21 protein-coding genes are annotated in these 21,681 nt (G+C 65.1%); 7 read left to right on the plus strand and 14 right to left on the minus strand.

The window, feature by feature from the left end:
• Positions 1 to 306: 306 nt before the first annotated feature.
• Positions 307 to 1,344, plus strand: coding sequence for an SMP-30/gluconolactonase/LRE family protein (locus AB8810_RS23565; RefSeq protein WP_369915078.1), 1,038 nt, complete (start codon positions 307 to 309; stop codon positions 1,342 to 1,344).
• 38 nt (positions 1,345 to 1,382) lie between these two features.
• On the plus strand, positions 1,383 to 2,099 hold the full coding sequence (locus AB8810_RS23570; RefSeq protein ID WP_369915079.1) for a hypothetical protein: 717 nt from the start codon (positions 1,383 to 1,385) through the stop codon (positions 2,097 to 2,099).
• 7 nt (positions 2,100 to 2,106) lie between these two features.
• Here AB8810_RS23570 and AB8810_RS23575 read toward each other — a convergent pair whose 3' ends face one another.
• Complete coding sequence (locus tag AB8810_RS23575; protein ID WP_369915080.1) at positions 2,107 to 2,976, minus strand: aldo/keto reductase family oxidoreductase; 870 nt, start codon at positions 2,974 to 2,976, stop codon at positions 2,107 to 2,109.
• Between the two features lie 112 nt (positions 2,977 to 3,088).
• Between AB8810_RS23575 and AB8810_RS23580 the strand changes: the two genes are divergently transcribed.
• Positions 3,089 to 3,985 (plus strand): LysR substrate-binding domain-containing protein, encoded by an 897-nt coding sequence (locus AB8810_RS23580; RefSeq protein WP_369915082.1) that lies wholly within the window; start codon positions 3,089 to 3,091, stop codon positions 3,983 to 3,985.
• A 186-nt stretch (positions 3,986 to 4,171) separates the two neighbouring features.
• On the opposite strand, the gene AB8810_RS23585 is transcribed toward AB8810_RS23580, so the two are convergent.
• Both AB8810_RS23585 and AB8810_RS23590 read right to left on the minus strand, forming a co-directional pair.
• Complete coding sequence (locus tag AB8810_RS23585; protein WP_369915083.1) at positions 4,172 to 4,735, minus strand: hypothetical protein; 564 nt, start codon at positions 4,733 to 4,735, stop codon at positions 4,172 to 4,174.
• A gap of 219 nt (positions 4,736 to 4,954) precedes the next feature.
• Complete coding sequence (locus AB8810_RS23590) at positions 4,955 to 5,392, minus strand: SymE family type I addiction module toxin (RefSeq protein ID WP_369915084.1); 438 nt, start codon at positions 5,390 to 5,392, stop codon at positions 4,955 to 4,957.
• Between the two features lie 571 nt (positions 5,393 to 5,963).
• On the opposite strand from AB8810_RS23590, the gene AB8810_RS23595 reads away from it, so the two are divergent.
• The 4 genes from AB8810_RS23595 (at position 5,964) to AB8810_RS23610 (ending at position 8,903) form a co-directional block, all read left to right on the plus strand.
• Positions 5,964 to 6,977: a hypothetical protein gene (locus AB8810_RS23595; protein WP_369915085.1), complete on the plus strand. Its 1,014-nt coding sequence runs from the start codon at positions 5,964 to 5,966 to the stop codon at positions 6,975 to 6,977.
• Between the two features lie 58 nt (positions 6,978 to 7,035).
• Positions 7,036 to 7,800, plus strand: a complete 765-nt coding sequence (locus AB8810_RS23600; protein ID WP_369915086.1) for a hypothetical protein — start codon at positions 7,036 to 7,038, stop codon at positions 7,798 to 7,800.
• 17 nt (positions 7,801 to 7,817) lie between these two features.
• Positions 7,818 to 8,153 carry a hypothetical protein gene (locus AB8810_RS23605; protein ID WP_369915087.1) on the plus strand — a complete coding sequence of 112 codons (336 nt, stop codon included), beginning with the start codon at positions 7,818 to 7,820 and terminating at the stop codon, positions 8,151 to 8,153.
• Between the two features lie 363 nt (positions 8,154 to 8,516).
• Positions 8,517 to 8,903: a metal-dependent hydrolase gene (locus AB8810_RS23610; RefSeq protein WP_369915088.1), complete on the plus strand. Its 387-nt coding sequence runs from the start codon at positions 8,517 to 8,519 to the stop codon at positions 8,901 to 8,903.
• 240 nt (positions 8,904 to 9,143) lie between these two features.
• Here the strand turns inward: AB8810_RS23610 and AB8810_RS23615 are convergent, their stop codons facing one another.
• From AB8810_RS23615 to manD, 11 genes are all read right to left on the minus strand, one after another.
• Positions 9,144 to 10,694, minus strand: coding sequence for a cryptochrome/photolyase family protein (locus AB8810_RS23615; RefSeq protein WP_369915090.1), 1,551 nt, complete (start codon positions 10,692 to 10,694; stop codon positions 9,144 to 9,146).
• 142 nt (positions 10,695 to 10,836) lie between these two features.
• Entirely contained in the window at positions 10,837 to 11,079 is a 243-nt protein-coding gene (locus AB8810_RS23620; protein ID WP_369915091.1) for a hypothetical protein, read from the minus strand.
• A 62-nt stretch (positions 11,080 to 11,141) separates the two neighbouring features.
• Positions 11,142 to 11,465: a hypothetical protein gene (locus AB8810_RS23625; protein ID WP_369915092.1), complete on the minus strand. Its 324-nt coding sequence runs from the start codon at positions 11,463 to 11,465 to the stop codon at positions 11,142 to 11,144.
• A gap of 560 nt (positions 11,466 to 12,025) precedes the next feature.
• Positions 12,026 to 12,388, minus strand: coding sequence for a hypothetical protein (locus tag AB8810_RS23630; protein WP_369915093.1), 363 nt, complete (start codon positions 12,386 to 12,388; stop codon positions 12,026 to 12,028).
• Positions 12,389 to 12,458: 70 nt separating this feature from the next.
• Complete coding sequence (locus AB8810_RS23635; protein ID WP_369915094.1) at positions 12,459 to 12,857, minus strand: hypothetical protein; 399 nt, start codon at positions 12,855 to 12,857, stop codon at positions 12,459 to 12,461.
• Between the two features lie 127 nt (positions 12,858 to 12,984).
• Positions 12,985 to 13,467: a hypothetical protein gene (locus tag AB8810_RS23640; RefSeq protein ID WP_369915096.1), complete on the minus strand. Its 483-nt coding sequence runs from the start codon at positions 13,465 to 13,467 to the stop codon at positions 12,985 to 12,987.
• Positions 13,464 to 13,868 (minus strand): hypothetical protein, encoded by a 405-nt coding sequence (locus AB8810_RS23645; RefSeq protein WP_369915097.1) that lies wholly within the window; start codon positions 13,866 to 13,868, stop codon positions 13,464 to 13,466. The genes AB8810_RS23640 and AB8810_RS23645 overlap by 4 nt, the downstream gene beginning before the upstream one ends.
• A gap of 174 nt (positions 13,869 to 14,042) precedes the next feature.
• A complete protein-coding gene (locus AB8810_RS23650; RefSeq protein WP_369915098.1) occupies positions 14,043 to 15,506 on the minus strand; it encodes a mannitol dehydrogenase family protein in 1,464 nt (487 codons plus the stop codon).
• Between the two features lie 452 nt (positions 15,507 to 15,958).
• The gene (locus AB8810_RS23655) at positions 15,959 to 18,703 is read right to left on the minus strand and encodes a glycoside hydrolase family 3 C-terminal domain-containing protein (protein ID WP_369915099.1); all 2,745 of its coding nucleotides are present in this window, start codon (positions 18,701 to 18,703) and stop codon (positions 15,959 to 15,961) included.
• 3 nt (positions 18,704 to 18,706) lie between these two features.
• Positions 18,707 to 20,407, minus strand: a complete 1,701-nt coding sequence (locus AB8810_RS23660) for a glycoside hydrolase family 43 protein (protein ID WP_369915100.1) — start codon at positions 20,405 to 20,407, stop codon at positions 18,707 to 18,709.
• A 5-nt stretch (positions 20,408 to 20,412) separates the two neighbouring features.
• Complete coding sequence (gene manD / locus AB8810_RS23665; protein ID WP_369915101.1) at positions 20,413 to 21,672, minus strand: D-mannonate dehydratase ManD; 1,260 nt, start codon at positions 21,670 to 21,672, stop codon at positions 20,413 to 20,415.
• Between the last annotated feature and the right edge of the window lie 9 nt (positions 21,673 to 21,681).

Here is a 21,681-nt window from a genome sequence, read left to right on the forward strand (position 1 = left end):
GGCGGCCAGCAGCGCCGCCGCCAGCAGGGCAGTGCCGCGCTGCACGAGCCGGCGCCCAGCGCGCGGCGGTGGGCGGATGTCGCCGGGGGAAACAGAGTCCATGGTGCGCCTCTCCTTTGAACGCCTGTCGCGCGTGTCCGCGGCCAGGCATGTTGCCGGCGATTGTAGCCATCGCGTCGGCGCGCTGCAGCCCGCACGGGCGCGCCACCTTGGCCGCGAGCATACGCAGCCGTGCGGGCGCGCGGAGGTGAAGAGCACGCGCCCGGCAGATGGCATCATCGCCCCACACCACCCAGGAATCCTCCGATGCGATTGCCGACCCGCGTCCTGCTCGCCGCCTCCGTGCTGGCGTTGCTCGCCTGCTGTGCGAAGAGCCAGCCGCCCGCGCCGCGCTTCCCCGTGATCGGCCATGTCACTGCGTTCGACCCCGCGTTCAGCGACACGGTGGCGGCGGACGCGCGCATCGAACGCATCGCCGAAGGCTTCACCTGGTCGGAAGGCCCGGCCTGGGTCCGCGACGGCGGCTACCTGCTGTTCAACGATGTGCCGCAGAACACCATGTACCGCTGGTCCGAGCGCGACGGCCTGTCGGTGTTCCTCAAGCCCTCCGGCTACGCCGGCCCGCCGCTGGACGCCCTGCGCGAGGCTGGCGCCAACGGCATGCACGCCGAGCCATCCGGCAGCGTGCTGCTCGCCGATTCAGGTACGCGCGCCGTGGCCCGGCTCGATCCGGCCACGCGGCGCAAGACGATCCTGGCCAGCGCTTACGACGGCCACCGCCTCAACAGCCCCAACGACCTGATCCAGCGCAGCGACGGCGTGGTGTTCTTCACCGACCCGCCGTACGGCCTGAAGGACGGGGACAACTCCCCGGTCAAGGAACTGCGCTTCAACGGCGTCTATCGCCTGGACACCGACGGCAGCGTGCACCTGCTCGACGACAGCCTGAGCCTGCCCAACGGCATCGCCCTGTCGCCGGACGAGCGCACCCTGTACGTGGCCAACTCCGATCCGGCGCGGCCGATCTGGACCGCTTACACGCTCGACGCGCGCGGCGGAGTCACCGGCAAGCGCCTCTTCGCCGATGCCTCCGACATCGTCGGCGACGCCAACCCCGGCCTGCCGGACGGCATTGCCGTGGCCAGCGACGGCCGCCTGTTCGCCACCGGCCCCGGCGGCGTGCTGGTGTTCGCACCCGACGGCCGCCGCCTGGGCCGCATCGAAACCGGCGGCCCCGTCGCCAACTGCGCCTTCGGCGACGACGGCCGCACCCTGTACATGACCTCGCACAAGATTTTGGCGCGGGTGCGGGTGAAGGCGACGGGGCTGGGGTTTGCGCCGTAGGGCGGCGCGGATGCATCTGTTCGACGCTGACGAGTTGCGTGCCAAAAAGCCAGACGAAAGAGATTCAAGGCACGAAAAGATTCCTACCATCGCCTGGCTCCAAAGCGCTGATTCGCCCGGATATTCATCGATCGCCGAAGGCGCGTTTGAGCGAATGGCATTATCGCGATGCAATGGAGCATTCGCGCCAGCGCCTCTGCACGACTCGACCAGACTTAGGGCTTAGGCACATGCTCTTCGGCAATTCCGACACCTTCGCGCTCGAAGCCATTGTCGAACCTGGCCCTGACTTCCCCTCCTTTCTCGGGGCTAATGTCACAGGAAGATTCCGGCTCTTTTTCGACAGGCTTGAAGTTGGCCTGTTCTCGGAGCCTTGTTGCGTCTTGGGAACATTGAGCGGGCACTTGATGGACAAGTGCGCAAGCAGCAATGCGCTCTGGCATCCATCGCTTGCGGGCAAGACGCCTGATGTCTGGTTCAAGCTCCTGGACGACGCGCTTTACCGTGTTGGCCACCCAGAGCAGCAAGATGCCTACCATTGCATGGATTTCCTAACCAACGTCTCCGAAGCATTGAACAACGTCAAAGGCTTTCTGCTCGCCCCTCCGGGTGGGACGTTGCATGTGCTCTTGCAGCTGCCGGGCTCCGACGTCGTTCACCACAAGACCGTTCCATTGCCCGAGTTCTGCGCTGTTTCATCCCAGTTCTCGTTATGGCTGGGAGAACAAGAACGCCGGCGCGTGGAAAGCGACTGACCACTCGCTACTCTTGCCCGATCCGATCCAACGCAGCCAACACATCGTCCGACAACGACAACTCAGCCGCCGCCAGGTTCTCCCGCAGATGCGCGACAGACGAGGTGCCTGGGATCAGCAGGATGTTCGGCGCACGCGCCAGCAACCATGCCAGCGCCACCTGCATCGGCTTCGCGCCGAGATCTTGCGCGATGGACGACAACGAATCGGACTGCAGCGGGCTGAAGCCGCCGAGCGGGAAGAACGGCACATAGGCGATGCCGTCGCGGCCCAGCGCGTCGATCAGCGCATCGTCGGCGCGGTGCGCCAGGTTGTAGTGGTTCTGCACGCACACCACCTTGGCGATGCCCCGCGCTTCCTGCACCTGCGCGGCGGTGGCGTTGCTGATGCCCAGATGCCGGATCAGCCCGCGCTGCTGCAGCTCGGCGAGCGCGCTGAACTGCGCCTCGATCGAACCCTCGCTGGGCTTGTACGCATCCAGCATCACCCGCAGGTTGACCACGTCCAGCACCTCGACGCCAAGGTTGCGCAGATTGTCGTGCACCGCCTGGGTCAGCTCGGCGGGACTTTGCGCCGGCAGCCAGGAGGCGTCGTCGCCACGCACGGCACCGACCTTGGTGACGATGGTCAGCTGCTGCGGATACGGATGCAGCGCCTCGCGGATCAGCTGGTTGGTGATGTGCGGCCCGTAGAAGTCGCTGGTGTCGATATGGTCCACGCCGGAGGCCACCGCCTCGCGCAGCACCGCCAGCGCGGCGTCGCGGTCCTTGGGCGGCCCGAACACGCCCGGCCCGGCCAGCTGCATCGCGCCGTAGCCGATGCGGGTCACCGTGCGGTCGCCGAGGGAAAAGGTGCCAGCTGTCGAAAGCTTGCTCATGACTGCCTCCAGAAGGGGTGGGCCGAAGCCCGGATGAGGCCTGCACTGTAGGCCGCGCGCCGATGCGCGATAATCCGGTCGAATCGGCACGGGCTGTGCGGGATCTCGAACAATGACCACGGACCTGCAAGACCTCTACGCCTTCCTGGCGGTACTGCGCGGCGGCGGCTTCCGCGAAGGCGCGCGGCTCAGCGGCAGCTCCGCCTCCAGCCTGAGCGAGGCCGTGCGGCGCCTGGAAACCCGCCTCGGCGTGCGCCTGTTCAACCGCACCACCCGCAGCGTGCTGCCGACCGAGGCCGGCGCGCGCCTGGCCGAACGCCTGATCCCCGCCCTCGGCGAAGTGGAAGCCGCGTTGGACGTGGTCAACGGCTTCCGCGACCGCCCCAGCGGCACCCTGCGCCTCAACGTGCCGGGCGCCGCCGCGCGCCTGGTGCTGCCGGCGATCGTCACCCCGTTCCTGAAGGCCTATCCGGAGATCAGGCTGGAGGTGATCGTGGAAGACAGCTTCGTCGACATGCTGGCGGCCGGCTGCGATGCCGGCATCCGCTACGACGAGCGCCTGGAGCAGGACATGATCGCCGTGCCGATCGGCCCGCGCGTGCAGCGCTTCGCCACCGCCGCCTCGCCCGACTACCTCGCCGCACACGGACGCCCGCAGCACCCACGCGACCTGCTCGCGCACGCCTGCCTGCGCGGCCAGTTCGCCAGCGGCGCCATCCCGGCCTGGGAATTCGAACGCGACGGCGAGGTCGTGCTGGTCGAACCGACCGGCCCGTTGTTGGTGCGCCTGGGCGCCGCCGTAGACCTGGCCATCGACGCCGCCGTCGGCGGCCTGGGCGTGATCCACCTGTTCGAAGACTGGCTACGCCCGCACCTGGACAGCGGCGCGCTCGAGCCGGTGCTGGAACCGTGGTGGCAGAGTTTCAGCGGCCCGTTCCTGTACTACCCCGGGCGCCGCCACCTGCCCGCACCGCTACGCGCATTCGTGGATTTCATTCGGACGCCGTGAGTTCGGTGCAGGGGAGACGCCACGACGCCGCTCCGGCATTCGGAATACATCGCTAACCGCTGCTCCCCGCTCCCTGCTCCCTGTAGGAGCGGCTTCAGCCGCGATCCGCCTCACCGACAACGCCCAGCGCGCCAGCCGGAGGCGCGCCATCTGCACCGCCCCCACCACTTGCAAGAAAACTCCCAGCTACTCCCGAAACCGCCGCAACCAAATAAACCCCGGCACCGCGATCCGCATCTTCGACGTCCCATCCCACGCCAACACAAACCCCGCATCCACCAACGCCGCAGCGACCTGCAGCCCGACCGCAAGATCCGCATCCGCCCCACCCTGCAAATCCCCGAACGCGATAAACAGCCCACCCCCGTCCACCGCGCACTCCACATCCTGCCCGTGGTAGAAACAATAGCCGCGGTACTCGCCCTCCGGCGCCTCCGCCACCGCCTCGGTCACCTCGGTGTGGCCATCGGACATCGTGTAGCCGGCATTGGCCAGCGCGCAGATGCCCGCATCGTGCAACTGCTCGAACACCGCATCCAGGCGATCGCAATCGATCAGCGACGGCCAACCCTGCTCCGCCTGCTGCTTGGTCTGCCACTGGCTGCCGACCGCGGCACGCAGCATCGGTTCGTCGCAATCGTCTTCCAGAATGTCGTCGAGCATCTCCTCGCGGATCTCGGACTCAGAGTAATAGCCGGACCAGACCCACTTCCGGATCGAATCGAGGACATACGCATCGGTGTCGTTCACGCTCACTCCCTTGGAGGCCAGGCGCTTGCCTGGCGCGCACGGTAACAGGGCGACGTTTCGATCTTGGAAACGCCGAGTGAATCTCAGGATCGAGGCCAGCGCTATCGAAGCAAAAGCCGATCACCGACACCACGCCAGTCGCCGCCTCACGCGACGCTGGCGTGGCGATGGCGTGGCGATGGCGGCGCATGCCACACGGACATGCGCACACCAATAACGTCAGACCTTGGATCGCAGCGGATGCGAAGCGGCGCGCGTTGCCCGCGCCTTCTTCTTCCCTGCAGCCCGCGCCGATGGCACGACCACAGCCGGCACGCGACTGATCAACAACACCCCGCGTCCCACCGTCACCCGCAACGCATCGCCCACCGCAAAACCGTACTGCTCCAACCAGCGCCCGGACAGGCGCAGCTTGGGCACCGCACAGCCGACGATATCCTCGGCGCGGCGCAAGTCGTAGTGCTGATAGCTCATCGTGCAGCGCTCGGGCACGCGGAAGCGCAGGCGCGACGCGGTGGGTGTGGCGAATGGGGAGGCATCGGCGGTCGCTGGTTGCTCAGCGGCCTGCGTGTCGGCTGATCGAGCGCGGCGCTTGGTTGTACGCGACGCGGAGGCAGCCTTGGGGGGAGTGAAGCTTGTTCTGTTGAAACGGCGCATATCGGACTCCTCGGTTGGATTGGAGTCCGCCCCTCGCTGTCAATCGGGGTGGCGGACGGTACGCGGTTGACAGACCGGACCGAGGACCGGCAGACCTTGCGGTCTCCGCGCACCGCCCGCCAGAAAGCAGGCACGTTCCCATTGCCATGCAGACACAAAAAAGCGCCGGCATCGACGATGGGCGCTGTGCGCCTCGGTCGTTCGAGCTGTCAAACTCGGCTGCGGGATTTACCGCAGCACTCGGATCATCCGACTTGACATTAGATCCTGTCAACAGGTGTACATCCATCCTTTCAAAAAGCTTGCTGGAAAAGAGACCCTTGCGACAACGAATAAGGTGTCTACGGGACAGATGGGAAGACCGCTTGCGACCGTCGAATTATGCTGATAGCGTCACATTAACTGTATCCAAGGGAAGAACACCGTGATTAGGCACAGGGATTACTCACCTGTTGCAGAGAAATCTATCGGTGTGACAGGGCTGCTACGGCAAGTTGGCCTAACGAGTGCGGGGATAGACACCTTTGTTACAACCCAGACTGTCGTCGATAGTAGTTAGAGGGCGCTGAACGTGGACTACGGACATTTGCCACAGGAGTTCCACTTCAGTCACAACTTCTGCTTCTTTCTGCATGATCAGTTAGTCGCTGCGCTAAAGGCAGGTGAAGAAGCAAAGATCTTTGACGCAGAGCTTGTCAGCGACCGGGAGGTTCCTGCGGACCTTAAAGGCGAAGCACTGTTTGAGTGGCTCAGCGATAACGGCCACAGATCGGTAATCTTGGACATGTACTACCGACAGATTACGGCAGCGCTTCTCGCTGACATGCTTCACTTTCTGTATGAGTCTTTGCGGTGCTCCGCGAAAGGAAAGCTCACTGTCTCATTTGCGCTACTCCGTAAGCCACTAAAGGAAAACTTGTTTTACCTGGAATGGCTACTCGCAGACCCGGACGATATGCTTTCTGCTTTCGAAGACGAAAAGCCGTCCGCAAAATCCATCAAGCTACTGAGCGACGTTCGAAAGAAGGAGGTCATTCGGCTTGCTGTCGAGAAGACATCAATGGGCCACTGGTTGGATCCAGAGATGATATATGACCTTCGTTACAACAAGAGATTTAATGCGGGCTTTGAGGATCTGTTTCAAAAGGCCAACCACCTAGTTACCAGCTTTAAAGCGTTAGAGACGGAGCCTGCAAACTTCAATTTTGTGTTCTCGAACGACCAAGCTCATTACTCACAGTGGGATGGACTTTACTCCTATCTTCCGCTTCTGCTACTACATACGGTCGAGGTCGTTGAAGCTCTCTTGAAGACTTTTGCAAAGCGACAAGAAGGCATTGACTTGACCCAGATCCGAAACGCTATTGGCTTTGCCTACTGGATCGATTCTGGCCCACACAAGCATTTGGGTACGGATGCACTCAGGGACATGAGATCGGCCTTGCTTAGCGAGGAGCTACCTTGTCCATCGTGCGATACGCAGATCTTCAGTTCAGAAGAGTCGATGATCACTCTCTACAACGAGAACACCGTGTGCTGTAGCAAATGCGGCTGGAGCTTTGACCTCAATGCACGCGCCCTCTAACAGTTCATTCAAGCCGATGCCGCTTGGCGGCGCGGCTTAACTCAGGCGTTAGGTATCCATGAGCCATCGCGATTTCTCAAACCAGCTAGAGAGCTTTAGGCAAGAGTCCGAGGTAGTTGCGCAGCTAGTTTACGGAGATTTCGCCGTAAATCAGGCCGCTCTGGACTCTGATGAGGTCTTCGCAGCTATGAACGAGACCCCTCGTTTATGGAATCTTTGGGCGTACGCAACTCAGGTTGCAAGCTTTATGGCACTGGGCCGAGTATTCGATATCAAATCAAACTATTCTCTTGATGCTTTACTGGACTCTATGCAAAAGAACATCCAGGACTTTCAGGAGAATGGCCTTCGTGCTCGCAAAGATCCAAAGGGCGAGAACCCAGCATGGCTCGATAGCTATTTAGCAGAGGCCTATTACCCAACTCATGATGATGTGAAGCGGCTTCGAAAAATGGTCGATCGCCGCCGAGCGATCTACGACCGAATGATAAAACCTGCCCGCCACAAGTACTTCGCTCACCGTGAGAAGCACGAAGCAAATGCGGTGCGGGATCTTTTCCAGCGCGGAACAATAGATGAGCTCTGGCTTCTCACATCCTTCCTACTTCAGCTTCACGACCAGCTATTCCAGCTCTATTTCAACGGCCGTAAGCCGGTGTTTCGTCGCACTCCGTACTCGATTCGCTCTGTACGCAAACGGGCAGCAAACAGTAGTCGTCCGCATCACAAGTTGATACTTGAGGTATCCGAGACTATGCGGCGCATAGTCGCTGGATCGCCTAACAATTCATTCAAGCCGAACCCGCTTCGTGGGTCGGCTTAATTCAGGCGTTAGGCCTCATGTCCAGCTCTCCTGCAATCTTCGAGAAGACCTATTTGCAGTTCACCTCATGCACTGGTGGAGGGTTTCAAATGGAAATCCTCGCGGGAGGCCCAAACGGCGAATTCATTCCTAGCCGTCCCAAAGCGGTCGCAAGAATTCTCGCTGACGACAATGAAGTTCGCTGGTTTGAGTTCTTCACCCCTGAGGGGCCGGTTCGCCTGCCGCTATATGAGATTGAGCAGGCAATTGCGGCGGGTAAACTGGACGTGCACGGAGAGGCCTGGTGTGACAAACAAGTGCCTGGGCGAAATATCGAAATATCGGGGTCAGGTTCACTTAAGAAGTCAACCTGACCCTCGTATTGTGAAAGCGGATGACAGTACACGTCGGCCCGCTCGAGCGACATCGGCGGGTCCCAGCCGCACGTGCAATATCGGCATGCGCAATCGATGGAGCCGGCCTTTGCAGTGGCTCGGACACGCAATGCTCGTCGATTCTTTCGATGGCACGTCAGCGGCAGGCAGGCGACTTCACCACAGAGACGAGATCATGAGACAGTCCTTCCGAGATCACGAGCCCGACATACGGTTTTACCTCACATCTTAGTCCGCGACCGAATGCCCTTCACACCCATACATCTCGGTCCAGGACTGGCTTTCAAGGCCGCGGGAGGGCGCCATTTCAGCTTCATGGTGTTTGGCGGCTCGCAAGTCCTCATGGACATCGAGCCTCTGATTGGAATCCTGCAAAACAAGCCGATCCTCCACGGCGTTACACACACACTGTTCGGCGCCATGGTCATCGGCAGTCTAGCGGCGGCCACTGGCAAGCCCGTCAGCTCAGCTGTGTTGAAACTTCTCAGGATTCCCCACCCGCCACTCACATGGACTGCCGCAGTGTCGGGCGCGTTCGTCGGGACTTACTCCCATATCGTGCTTGACGGCATCATGCATTCGGACATCGTGCCTCTGTGGCCACTGGTGTCAGGCAACCCGTTGTTTCGCGTCGTTGACATCGATCAGCTTCATATCGTTTGCCTGCTCGCTGGCGTCATTGGCCTTGCGTGGCTCGGACTGAAGGCGGTGTTCAAGCGGCGGACCTGAGGCATGCAAACGTCGGGCCGCAGGAAGGTCACAAAATGTGGCCAGAGGAAATATCCAACCTCAGGCGCACACTCCTCCTTCTTGCCTTCTCCAGCTTTTTTAGCTCGACCGCAACTTCCTCACTCTTTCGATGGATACAGCACAGGCGCACATCGCATGGCGCAAGCTACCAATTAAACATAGATCCACGGCAAATGAAGCGCTTTCTGTGCCTAAGTAGCGTGCCGACTCTCTCACCCGCTAAAGCGTCTCCAACTGCTCACGCACCCACCCGGCGTGCTCACGCAGCGCCTGCAACTGCACGTCCTCCATCTTGCCGAGTTGCCGATACACCATCGCCAGCCGCGGGTTCCGCCCAAGCGTCGCCTGGTGGCGAGCGAAGAAATCCCAGTACAGTGCGTTGTACGGACAGGCCCGTTCGCCGGTTTTCTGCTTCTTGTCGTAGTGGCAGCCCTGGCAGTAGTCGCTCATGCGGTCGATGTAGGCGGCGCTGCTGGCGTAGGGCTTGGTGGCCAGCAGGCCGCCGTCGGCGAACTGGCTCATGCCCAAGGTGTTGGGCAGTTCCACCCACTCGAAGGCGTCGATGTACACGCCCAGGTACCAGCGGTGCACGGCGGCAGGGTCCAGCCCGGCCAGCAGGGCGAAGTTGCCGATGACCATGAGCCGTTGGATGTGGTGGGCGTAGGCCTCGTCCAGCGATTGGCCGATGGCTTGGCTTAGGCAACGCATACGCGTGTCGCCAGTCCAGAACCAGCCGGGCAGCGGCGTGTGCTGGTCGAGCGCGTTGCGTTGGGCATAGCCAGGCATGTGCGCCCAGTAGATGCCGCGCACGTACTCGCGCCAGCCCAGGATCTGCCGAATGAAACCCTCCACCGCCGCCAGCGGCGCGGCGCCGGCGTCGTAGGCGGCCTGCGCGCGTTCCACCACTTCCTGCGGGCGCAGCATCTTGGTATTGAGCGCGAACGACAGCTGCGAGTGGAACAGGCGCGGGCTGCGCGTGCTCATCGCGTCCTCGTAGGGACCGAACTGCGGCAGCGCGCTGGCGATGAAGTGATCGAGCCAGGCTAGCGCCTCGCCGCGGTTGAGCGGCCAGCGAAGCTGGGCCGCCTGTGGCTGGCCGAAGCTCGCCACGCCGGCGGCCTGGATGGTGGACCACAGTGCGCTGTGATCGTGCGTAGGGCGCGCATCCGGCGGCGGCGGCGGAGTCCCGGGCCAGGGCCGGCGGTTGTCGTGATCGTAGTTCCACTGGCCGCCCTCGGGCGCGCCTGTGGCGTCGATCAGCACGTGATGGCGCTGGCGCATGCGTCGGTAGAAGTGCTCCATCAGCCACTGCTTGCGCCCGCCAAACAGCTCGGCCAGCTCGGTGCGCGTGGTGTAGAAATGCGCGCTGTCCACCGCCTGGGTGGCGAACGGCTGCGCGGCGCACCATTGCCGCAGTTGCGCGTCCAGCCGCCATTCGTCTGGGTCCTGGTACTCCAGACGCTGCGCGCGGTAGTGCGCTATCAGCGCGGCCAGGTTGTCGGGGATGGACTGTCGGTTGCTGACGTCATCGATGGCGACATAGCGCACGCGGTGCCCGGCCGCGCGCAGCTGCCGGGCGAAATCGCGCATGGCAGCGAAGAGGGCCAGGATCTTCTGCGCGTGGTGCAGGACGTAGTCGGTTTCCTGGCGGACTTCCATCAGCACGTAGACCACGCCGGAATCGCACACGTCGAACCACGCGTGGTCGGGATTGAGCTGGTCGCCTAGCACGAGGCGCAGGGTGTGGGGCTGGGACGACGTGTGGTTCATGCGTGGTGGCGGACGCGCGAAGTAACAGGGTCAGATTCACTTAAGAAGCCAACTTGACCCTGAGGTTTCCTGAGGTTTCGCTGTTGCACGCGATGACAGCCAAGGCTTTAAACCATGCGACGAAGCGATGTCGCCCGCAGTATCAGGCGAGCCCGTCATCGGGACCACTGGACAAGAGCGAGCCATCCCGCGCGACACTTGCGCCGCACGCCGGGCAGTGCCATCCCCCCAGCATCGCTTCGCGCGTATTGCTTGGCTTGCGGAACCTCGGCAGGAGCGTCTTGCATTTCGGGCACGACTTGCGAGGAAGCAGGAACGCCACGACCAGTACCGCTGCACCGCCAGTGATACCGCCAACCACCGCGAATGCCAGAATCGCGTACATGAACATGCTGCCAGGGCCTCGCGTGTGGGTTGAGCGGTTGCGAAACCTTCCGCCCGAATACGTCAGTTCCATAGTACGACCACGGCAACGACGGATGAAGCCACGAGAAGTGGCAAGGCCAAGAGCAGCAGCTCCGCGAGGCGGCGACGCGGCCGAGGCGCAGGCAGACGCACAAACGACCCGACCCCGAGACCCAGGGCAACCAAGGAAAGAAAGCACATGGCCAACAACCCGAGCCCCCAGGCCCCGAGCAGGGGCATGCCGCACACGCCACCGTCCTGCGTCTCGGCCCACTGGCTGAAGCGCCAGGAAAAATAGGCGACGTACGCGGCCGGCGCGAGCACCGACAGCACCAACATGGCGATGGAGCAGGATCGAAACGTCATCTCCGTGCCACCCCCGGCGTCCTCTCGGCGCAGACAACACAGCGCTGCTGAAACGTCGCGCATTCAACGCAAATCTTCCATGCACTGTTGCAGTAGTTTTTGCTTGCAGCGCCGCCTTGACCGTTCCAGGTTGCGCCGCACAGCGTACAGCTGCGGAAAGAGCGGTTGCGTTCAGCCACCTTGCAAGCTTGCGAGCAGAAGGGCGTATCTCTCTGAGACGCCATGTCGTTCTCTTGGTCTCCAGCTGTCATGTAAGCGCCTGAAAGCGGCGTTGCGGCGAGTATCCGCGAACGCCAGAAGCCTGGGAAGAGAACAGCTCCCACCCTGCATCGGTGATTGGCGAGCCACGGCTGGCGATCCTTCACCGATAGGGGAAGCGACCCATACCCGACGGTCACCGCCGTCGGCGCCACCTGACTGTACGGATTCCAGTTCGAGATCAAGGTGATCGCGACGCTGCCCGAGCTACGGTAGCGGGCGGACTCGAAAATTGGACGCCGAACTGCAGTGATGCACGCACCGCGTGCGGACACGATCCGGGTGATGCCGCTCGCCCTGGCTCACTCCCCTGGAGGCCACTCACGGAAATTCACGCACACGGTGCTCTTGTCCAGCATCGCGAACTCGCGCGAGCCCCAGGGCCGGAGCGCGACGGTGTTGCAATTCGGGTGGAGCAGATGCGGCACGCGTGAGGACATTTCCGCGAAGATCGCATCGACATCGTCGGTGTCGATGCTGAGTTCCGGACGGTCCTTCGCCGCCCACTCGGGGTTCTCGACCAGATAGGCCTTGGCGCCGTCGCGTGCGACGACCGCCATCGTGCCGTCCTGGTACTGGATGGCAAAGCCCAGGCCGTCGACGAAGAAGTCGAGTCCGTCCTGCAGGCGGTCGTAGAAGATCTTCGGAATGAGGTTCTTGAACATCGGGGTCTCCTGCGCTGGAAGCCTGCTGGCGGCTGGAACTACGGTAACACCGAGAAGCGCCGGGTCTTGCTCACAACTCCGCGGCATCCTCCGCAAGCGCCCATTCCTTCATGTCCGGGATCACCTGTCCCGCCACGAACGCGAAGACGTCCTCGAAGCTGGCGACGACGATGTTCCAGGTGCGCGGCGATGGCGTGGAACTCTCGGCGAACACGGGATGAAAGCAGACGACGGTGTCGCTGATGCGGCCATCGACCACCAGCAACCCGGCGAAGTCTTCGCGGTCCTGGCGCCTGGCGAAGGTGAAGACGTCGCCACCGCTCACATCCTCGCGGCTGAATGCGCGCGACGCGAACGCCAGGTCCGACGCTTCGGTGATGAAGTGCCAGGGGGTGAAGCTGGTCAGGTCCTGCGCAAGAAACCAGCGCAGTGCGTTGGGCCAGGTTGGATCTATCCAGGCGTGTTCCATGACTGTCCGGGTGGCTTGCGGGGACGAAATAGGCGATCAAGATTGTGCATGAGACCCGGCTTGCGCAGATACCGCATTGCTCAACCAACAGCGAGTGTGCATCGACGCACTGGCGCAACGCTTGGAATCAGCGCAACCCTGGTTCGCTCGCCGTTGTCCAATAACCATGAACTTTTAGGATGTCGTCTGGGGCGCCATAGCGTTCGATGGCATCTGCTCGGCTTTCGATGAGGTGTTCGAGAAATATGGCAATGGCCTGGCGTTGTGCCGTTGAACACCAGGCGACAAGCGCGTTGTCCGGGCCATCTCCTTCGAGGTGGAACAGCAACTGCTGCCAGTAAGGCGAAACACCCTCAGGCTCCTGTCTCAGCGCACAGCTGACCAGCGTGGGCATGTAGTACGCCTTGCCTTCGGCAGAGCAAAAGCAAAGCGGATCCCAGCCTGGATTGGCGAGTTGCTCGAGACCGAGCGTCTCTCGGTCATGGCTCTGCAGCACGTTGTCGTGTTCCGCGCATTCTTCGCAGTGGTCGCGGCGCGTGAAGTGCGGCGGCTTGGGTACTTGCTGGAATGCGAGCTTCACCGCCTCGATGACGACGTCGTCCGTTCTCATGCCTGCAACTCGATGAGCGCAATTTCCGGCTCTTCGTCGAGTACGGCATGCAATTCGGCCTGCAGCTTCTGCAATGCGCCACGCGTTTGCGGCCTGCGAAAGAGCTTCTGCAGCAGGCTTGCTTCCGCCACGGCGAAGCAGCGCCAAACGATGGCGTCCTTTGATGCGTCGATGTCGGCCTCATCCATGTTTCCGCATCCGATCCACAACAGGAGCGGATCGCGCGACAGCATCACGCAGTAGCCCCAGTCCTCTTCGACGATTTCTGACGCATAGCCAAGCTGCGCAAACCGCGCTTCCAGCCACAGTGCAAGCTGCCGACCATACCGGCCAGGATTGAGCTGGGCATCTTCGCCACGCTCGATCTCGAAGAGCGTGGACGTGAAGGAGAATCCATCCACGGCAGCTAGTCCTGGCTGAAGCCGCTCTGGAAAGCGGCAAGATTGAGCGTCTTTTCTTGAATCAGGCGGATCCAGCGGTGGACGGCAAACGCCTCCTGCCCCTGACGCCCGGGCCGGAGCGCAGCGTAACCGATACGGCGCTACACAGCTCCACTCGATGTGGTGTCTGCGTGTCTAGATCGCCGACAGCGACCGCTCGACGTCCTCCGTGCCGCATCCGCCCAGCGTGGCATAAGTGTCGCGCAGCGCCTGAGTGAAACGCGCATCTTCAGACAACGGCGAGAAGACCGCGTCCAGTGCCAGGAAGGCGTTCACGTCGTGCCCCGCATCGCCGGTCGCGCCGCGCCCGATCCCGGTCAGCACGTCGCTCATTGGATCCACCAGGGCCACGCTCTCGCGCGCCTGCCGCCGCACGAACTGCATCCACGCTGCGATCGGCAAGCAGAGCCGGTCGATGCGGCGGCCGGCGGCCAGGGCATCGGCGATGGTGCCGAGCAGGCGCACCGGCAGTTTCTGTGAGCCGTCCCAGGCGATCTGCGCCAGGCGGTGGGCGATGGCGGGGTTGCGGAAGCGGGCGAGGATGGCGCCGGTGTAGTGCTGCGGGTCGAAGCCGGGCATCGGCTGTAGCGTCGACGCGATGTCCTCGCGCATCAGGGTTTCGACGAAGGCGGCCAGTTGCGGGTGGCGCATGGCGTCGGCGACGGTGTCCAGGTCGAGCAGGGAGCCGAGGTAGGCCAGCGCGGAGTGCGGGCCGTTGAGCAGGCGCAGCTTGGCGCGGTCGTAGCCGGCGATGTCGTCGCTCAGGGTGACGCCGGCACGCTCGAAGGCGGGGCGGCCGTTGCAGAAGCGGTTTTCGATCACCCATTGGCTGTAGCGCTCGCGCTGGATCGGCCAGGCGTCGTGGCAACCCAGTTGCGCGGCGACGCGCTCGCGCAGGGCGTCGTCGCTGGCCGGGGTGATGCTGTCGACCATCGATCGCGGGAATGCGGCTTCGGTCTCGATCCAGGCGGCCAGCGCGGGGTCGATGGTGTGCGCGAACTGCAGCACGGCGCGGCGCAGCTTGCCGCCGTTGTCGGGCAGGTTGTCGCAGCTGAGCACGGTGTACGGCGCCAGGCCCAGGCGCAGGCGTTCGCGCAGGCCGGCGACGAGGTAGCCGATGGCGCTGCGCGGGGCGTGCGGAGCGGCGAGGTCGTGGACGATGTCCGGATGGGCGAAGTCGAGCTGTTCGCCGGCCAGGCAGTAGCCTTTCTCGGTGACGGTGAGGGTGACCAGGCGCACCGCCGGGTCGGCCAGGCGGACGAGCACGGCGGGTTGTTCGTCCTGTGCGCAGAGCACTTCGCGGATGGCGCCGATGATGCGCAGCGCGGGGGGTTCGTCGAGCAGGGCGAGGGTGTAGAGGCCGTCCTGCGGGCGCAGTGCGTCGCGGACCTGCGGGCTGTGCAGGGAGACGGCGCTGATCGCCCAGTCCGGTTCGTCGGCGAGCAGGTCGTCGAGGTAGACGGCCTGGTGGGCGCGATGGAAGGCGCCGGCGCCGAGGTGGACGATGCCGATGCGGACGCGGTCCAAGGCGTAGGTTGGGCGCGCGATGGCTGGCGGCAGGTTGGGGAGCTTGGCGGCGGTGAGGCGTGGTTCGGTCACGGGATTTCCATGGGGAGGAGTTTGGTCTGAGGCTTGGTCGGTAAGGCTGTCGGGACTGAAGTCCCTCCCACAGTGGAGCTGAGGCGCGCTGGTGGTTGGTCGGTGAGGCGGTCGCGGCTGAAGCCGCTCCTACAGGGGAGTTGAGGCGAGCTGGTGGTTGGTCGGTGAGGCGGTCGCGGCTGAAGCCGCTCCTACAGGAGAGTTGAGGCGGGCTGGTGGTTGGTCGGCGAGGCGGTCGCGGCTGAAGCCGCTCCTACAGGGGAGTTGAGGCGGGCTGGTGGTTGGTCGGTAAGGCGGTCGCGGCTGAAGCCGCTCCTACAGGGGATCGTGGGGGCCGGCGGGTGATCGCGGGGGGCGGTGCATGGTTGGTGACGTGCGTGGGGCTGATCTCGGTCGTCCGCGCCCGCTCTTTCGGTGGTGCGAGCGTTGGCTGCTCGCACCACCGATCGCGGTCACTTGTGCGGCGTTGCATCCGCCACGGGTGACGGCTGCACGCTGAAGCGCTGGCGCACGCGCACGTCGCTGCTGGAGGCGCCGACCTGCAGTTCGTAGTCGCCCGGGTCCACCACGTAGGCCTTGCGCGCTTCGTCGTAGCTGCGCAGGTCGGTCTGCGGGGAGATGGCGAAACTTACTTCGCGGGTTTCGCCGGGTTGCAGGGCGATGCGCTGGAAGCCGCGCAGTTCCTTGGTCGCGCGGTCGCGCTTCGGCGACAGCGGGTGCAGGTACAGCTGCACCACTTCGTCGCCGGCGCGCTGGCCGGTGTTCTTCACCTTCAGCGTGGCGTGCAGGCTGCCGTCGGCCGCCAGCTTGCTGCGGTCCAGGCGCAGGTCGGAATAGGCGAACTGGGTGTACGACAGGCCGTGCCCGAACGGGTACAGCGCGGTGCCGGCGAAGTAGCGGTAGGTGCGGCCGCGCATGGCGTAGTCGTCGAAGGCGGGCAGCTTCTCGCTTTCCTTGTAGAACGTGACCGGCAGGCGACCGCCGGGGTTGGCGTCGCCGAACAGCACGTCGGCCACGGCGCTGCCGCCGCGCTGGCCGGGGTACCAGGCCAGCAGGATCGCCGGCACGTGCTGCTGCGCCCAGTCGATGGCCAGCGCCGAGCCGGTGGTCAGCACCGCCACCACCGGTTTGCCGGTGCCCTGCAGCGCTTCGAGCAGGTCGCGCTGCGGCTTGGGCAGGCGCAGGTCGGTGCGGTCGCCGCCGGCGAAGCCGGGATAGTTGACCTTCATCTCCTCGCCTTCCACGTCGCCGGTCAGGCCGCCGACGAACACCACCACATCGGCGCGGCGCGCCGCGTCCAGCGCGTCCTGCAGCGGCGGCTTGGCGCCGGGCTGGCGCCAGGCCAGGCGGATGCCGGCATCGCGCTCGCCTTCGAAATACTCCAGGCGCAGGTCGTAGCTGCGTCCGGCTTCCAGGCGCACGTCGACGCCGTCGGCGTGCAGGCGGTCGCTGGCGCTCCAGCGGTCGATCAGGCGCTTGCCGTCCAGATACAGGCGCACGCCGTCGTCGGCCGCGGTTTCCAGGTGGTAGGTGCCGGTGGCCGACGGCACCAGCTTTCCGCTCCAGCGGATACTGAAGTTGTCCGCCGGAATGGCCTGGTCCGGCCCGGCTTCGCCGCGTGCGAGCAGGTTGTCGGTGGGCGAGCCGCGGTCCCATTTGAACCCGATCTGCGCATCGGTGCGCACCAGCGCCGGGGGGCCCGACAGGTCGCGGTTGCGGAAATATTCGCCGCGCAGGCCGCGCTCGGGCGAGTCCGCCGACGGACGCAGGTACTGCGGTTCGATCAGCGGCGTGGCGGCGGGATCGTCGCGGCCTTCGACCAGATCGGCGCCGCGCGCATAGAGCACTTCGGCATCGGGCGCGGCCTCGCGGATGCCCTGCAGCACGGTGACCGGCGCGGCCGGGGTGCCGTAGTAGTTGCCGAGCAGCGCCATGGTGTCGTCGGCGGTGGGGCCGATCACGGCGATGCGCTTGATCTTCGCGCGCGACAACGGCAGCACGCCGTCGTTCTTCAGCAGCACCAGCGACTCGCGCGCGGTGCGCCGGGCGAGCGCGTCGTGTTCGGGCGACTGGTTGGCCGAGATGGGAATCTGCGCCCAAGCCAGTTTTTCCGGCGGATCGAACATGCCCAGGCGCATGCGCGAATACATCAGCTTCTGCAAGGCCTTGTCGACCTCGGCTTCGCTGATCAGGCCCTTGCGCACCGCGGCCGGCAGCGTGGAGTACTCCTCGCCGCATTCCAGTTCGGTGCCGTGCTTCACCGCCAGCGCGGCGGCTTCCTCGCGGGTGGCGACGATCTTGTGGTTCTTCCAGATATCCACGATCGCCCAGCAGTCGGACACCACGTAGCCGTCGAAGCCCCAGGTGTCGCGCAGCACGTCGCGCAGCAGGAACTTGCTGGCGCTGGCCGATTCGCCGAACACGCGGTTGTAGGCGCCCATCACCGAATCCACCTTCCCTTCCTTGACCAGCGCTTCGAACGCCGGCAGGTAGGTCTCGTAGAGATCGCGCTGCGACGGGTGCGCGTCGAAGTGGTGACGGTCGGCCTCCGGGCCGCTGTGCACGGCGAAGTGCTTGGCGGTGGCGTCGAGCTTGCGATAGGCCTCGCCCTGCGCGTTCTTCGGCACATCCGCGCCCTCGCCCTGCAACCCCTGCACGAAGGTCACGCCCATGCGCGCGGTGAGGAACGGATCCTCGCCGTACGTTTCCTGGCCGCGGCCCCAGCGCGGGTCGCGGAAGATGTTGATGTTCGGCGACCAGAACGTCAGGCCCTGGTAGCGCGCGTGCTGGTCGTGGCGCAGGGCCTCGTGGTGCTTGGCGCGCGCCTCGTCGCTGATCGCGGTGGAGACGTCGTGCATCAGCGGCACATCGAACGTGGCCGCCATGCCGATCGCCTGCGGGAACACGGTGGCGCCGCCGGCGCGGGCCACGCCGTGCAGCGCCTCGTTCCACCAGTCGTAGGCCGGCACGCCCAGGCGCGGGATCGCCGGCGCGGCGTTCTGCATCTGTGCGGCCTTTTCCTCCAGCGTCATCCGCGACACCAGGTCGGCGGCGCGCTGCTCGAAGCTGCGCTGGGTGTCCAGGTACGGCGGCGGCGCTTCGGCCGCGGATGCCGCGCACGGCGCGATGGCCAACAGCAACGCCAGCGTCGCGACGCGGCGGCCACGTCCTTGGTACGGCGCAGTCTCGGTGTGCATTGCCTACTCCTTGCTGGATCGATCCGGTTCGCGGCGGGCGTACGGCCCGAGGGTGGTGCCGGTGAAACCGCCGGCCACGGCCGTACTGAGCATCGCCGCATCGTCGTCGCGGCGCAGCCACTGCCAGTCCTCGCCATCGGCGGCGAAGGCGAAGGCATAGCGGCCGCCATCGCCGGCGATCTTCAGGCGCAGCGCGCCCTTGGCATCGACCGTACTGCGCACGACGGTGGTGGTGCGCTTGCCGTCGCGCTTGTCGAGGAACACTTCGGCGCGTGCGCCGCGGCGGCGCACGCCGAGCACGTACCAGGCATCGGCATTCTGGAACGCGGCCAGGCCGGCGACCAGGCCCGGCTGCGCCGGTATCTGCACGGCGGTGCTGGCGTCGAAGCGCGTGTGCTGCTGCCGGTAGCCCAGGAACGCGGGATTGCCGCTGCCGTCCAGGCCTTGCGCATCGGGTTGCAGCGTCAGCCAGCCCGGGCGCGCGCGCAGGTCGAGCCATTCGCGCTTGGGCGTGCGCAACAGCAGCCAGCGGGGATCGCGCTGCGGCGCATCGAAGCCGTCGCGCCAGGTGAAGTTGCCGCTCAGCGGCGCGGTCTCGGCATCGGCGCGCAGCCCGGCCGGCCCCGGCGCGACATAGGGAATCGGCTGCCCGGCGGGCAGGATCGACGGCCAGCCGTCGTGCCAGGTGACCGGCAGCAGGAAGGTCTCGCGGCCGGTGTTGTAGCGCTCGCCCGCGTACGGGCGGCTGGCCAGGAACAGCGCCCACCACTTGCCATCGGGGCCTTCGACCAGGTCGGCATGGCCGGCGTTGCTGATCGGGTCAGCGCGCTCGGCGGGCAGGTCGCGCTGGGTCAGGATCGGATTGTGCGGCGCCGGCACGTACGGCCCCCACGGCGTGCGGCTGCGCAGCGCCACCTGCGAGTGCTGCGGGCCGGTGCCGCCTTCGGCGCAGGACAGCACGTACCAGCCGTCGCGCTTGTACAGGTGCGGGCCCTCGATCCAGATCGGCTTGCTGGCCAGATCGGTGCCGCCGTTGACCAGCACCTGGCGCGGGCCGACCGGCTGCATTCGCGCCAGGTCGAAGCGCTGCATCCAGATCGCGCGGTGGCCTTCGTACAGCGGCGCGCCGTCGGGCGGGCCGTTGTTGAGCAGGTAGGCGCTGCCGTCGTCGTCGAAGAACAGCGACGGGTCGATGCCGTCGATGTCCGGCAACCAGTGCAGCGGCGACCACGGCCCGGCCGGGTCGTCCGCCGTGGCGATGAAGTTGCCGCCGCTGTCCACCGCAGTGCCGACCACGTAGAAGCGGCCGTCATGGTGCGCGATGCTGGCGGCGAACATGCCGCGCGACACGCGCAGCCCGTCGTAGTCCAGTTGCCCGGCGCGCTCGACGACGTTGCCGACCTGCCGCCAGTGCACCAGATCGCGGCTCTCGAACACCGGGAGCGCCGGGAAATAGGCGAAGGTGGAATTGACCAGGTAGTAGCGGTCGCCGGCGCGGACGACACTGGGATCGGGATAGAAGCCGGCCAGCACCGGATTGCGGTAATGGCCGGGCGGCAGCGGCGTGGCGAACACCGCGTCGTCGCCGCGGTACTCGAACCAATCGAATTCGGCGATGTCGGCGGCCCGCCCGCGCTGCGCCGACGCAGCCTGCATCGCCACGACACACAGCAGTGCCCCAACCAGTGCGCGTCCCCAGCGCATGCGCCTCACCAGTCCCACATCGCGCCGTCTTCCAGCCGCGCCACCGGCAGCTGCTTGGGCGCGTACGGATAACGTGCAGCCAGGGTTTCGTCGATGTCCACGCCATGCCCGGGCGTTTCGCCGCAATGCAGGCGGCCGGCGTGGAAGGTGTAGTCGTGCGGGAACACCGCATTGGCCTCGTCGGAATGGAACATATATTCCTGGATGCCGAAGTTCGGCACCCAGGTGTCGAAGTGCAGCGCGGCACCCATGCACACCGGCGAGAGATCCGTGGCGCCATGGAAGCCGGTGCGCACCTGGTGCAGCGCGGCGAAGTCGGCCAGCCGGCGCACGTGGGTGATGCCGCCGGCGTGCACGATGGTGGTGCGGATGTAGTCGATCAGCTGCTGCTCAATCAGGTGCTTGCAGTCCCAGATCGAATTGAACACCTCGCCCACCGCCAGCGGCGTCACCGAATGCTGGCGGATGGTCTCGAACGCGCGCTGGTTTTCCGCAGGCGTGGCGTCTTCCAGCCAGAACAATCGGTACGGCTCCAGGTCGCGCGCCAGCCGCGCCGCCTCGATCGGGGTCAGGCGGTGGTGCGCGTCGTGCAGCAGTTCGATCTCGTCGCCATGGTCGGCGCGCAGCTGTTCGAACAGCTTCGGCACCACGCTGAGATAGCGCGGCGTGGACCACACGGTCTCGGTCGGCAGTTCGCTCTCGGCCGGTTCGTAGGGCTTGCCGCCGCTGGAGATGCCGTAGGTCTTCTTGATCCCGGGCACGCCGCATTGCGCGCGGATGGCGATGAAGCCGAGTTCGCGGAAACGGGCGACCTCCTCGCTGGTCTCGACGATGTCGCGGCCGTTGGCGTGGCCGTAGACCAGCGCACCTTCGCGCGAGCGCCCGCCCAGCAGCTGGTACAGCGGCATGCCGGCCATCTTGCCGAGGATGTCCCACAACGCCACGTCCACCGCGGCGATCGCGGTCATCGTCACCGGCCCGCGCCGCCAGTACGCGCCGCGGTAGAAGAACTGCCAGATGTCCTCGATGCGGCCGGCGTCGCGGCCGATCAGGTTCGGCACCACGTGGTCCTGCAGGTAGGACGCCACCGCCAGTTCGCGGCCGTTGAGGGTGGCATCGCCCAGGCCGTACACGCCGGAACGGGTGACGATCTTGAGGGTGACGAAATTGCGCCCCGGGCAGGTGACGATGACCCGCGCCTCGACGATCTCGCGATCGCGGGCCGAGCCTTGGGCGGAAGAAGCGCTATCGGAAGTCTGGGTCATCGCGGATCG

The organism is Xanthomonas sp. NCPPB 3005, assembly GCF_041228095.2.
Taxonomy (GTDB): Bacteria; Pseudomonadota; Gammaproteobacteria; order Xanthomonadales; family Xanthomonadaceae; genus Xanthomonas_A; species Xanthomonas_A bonasiae.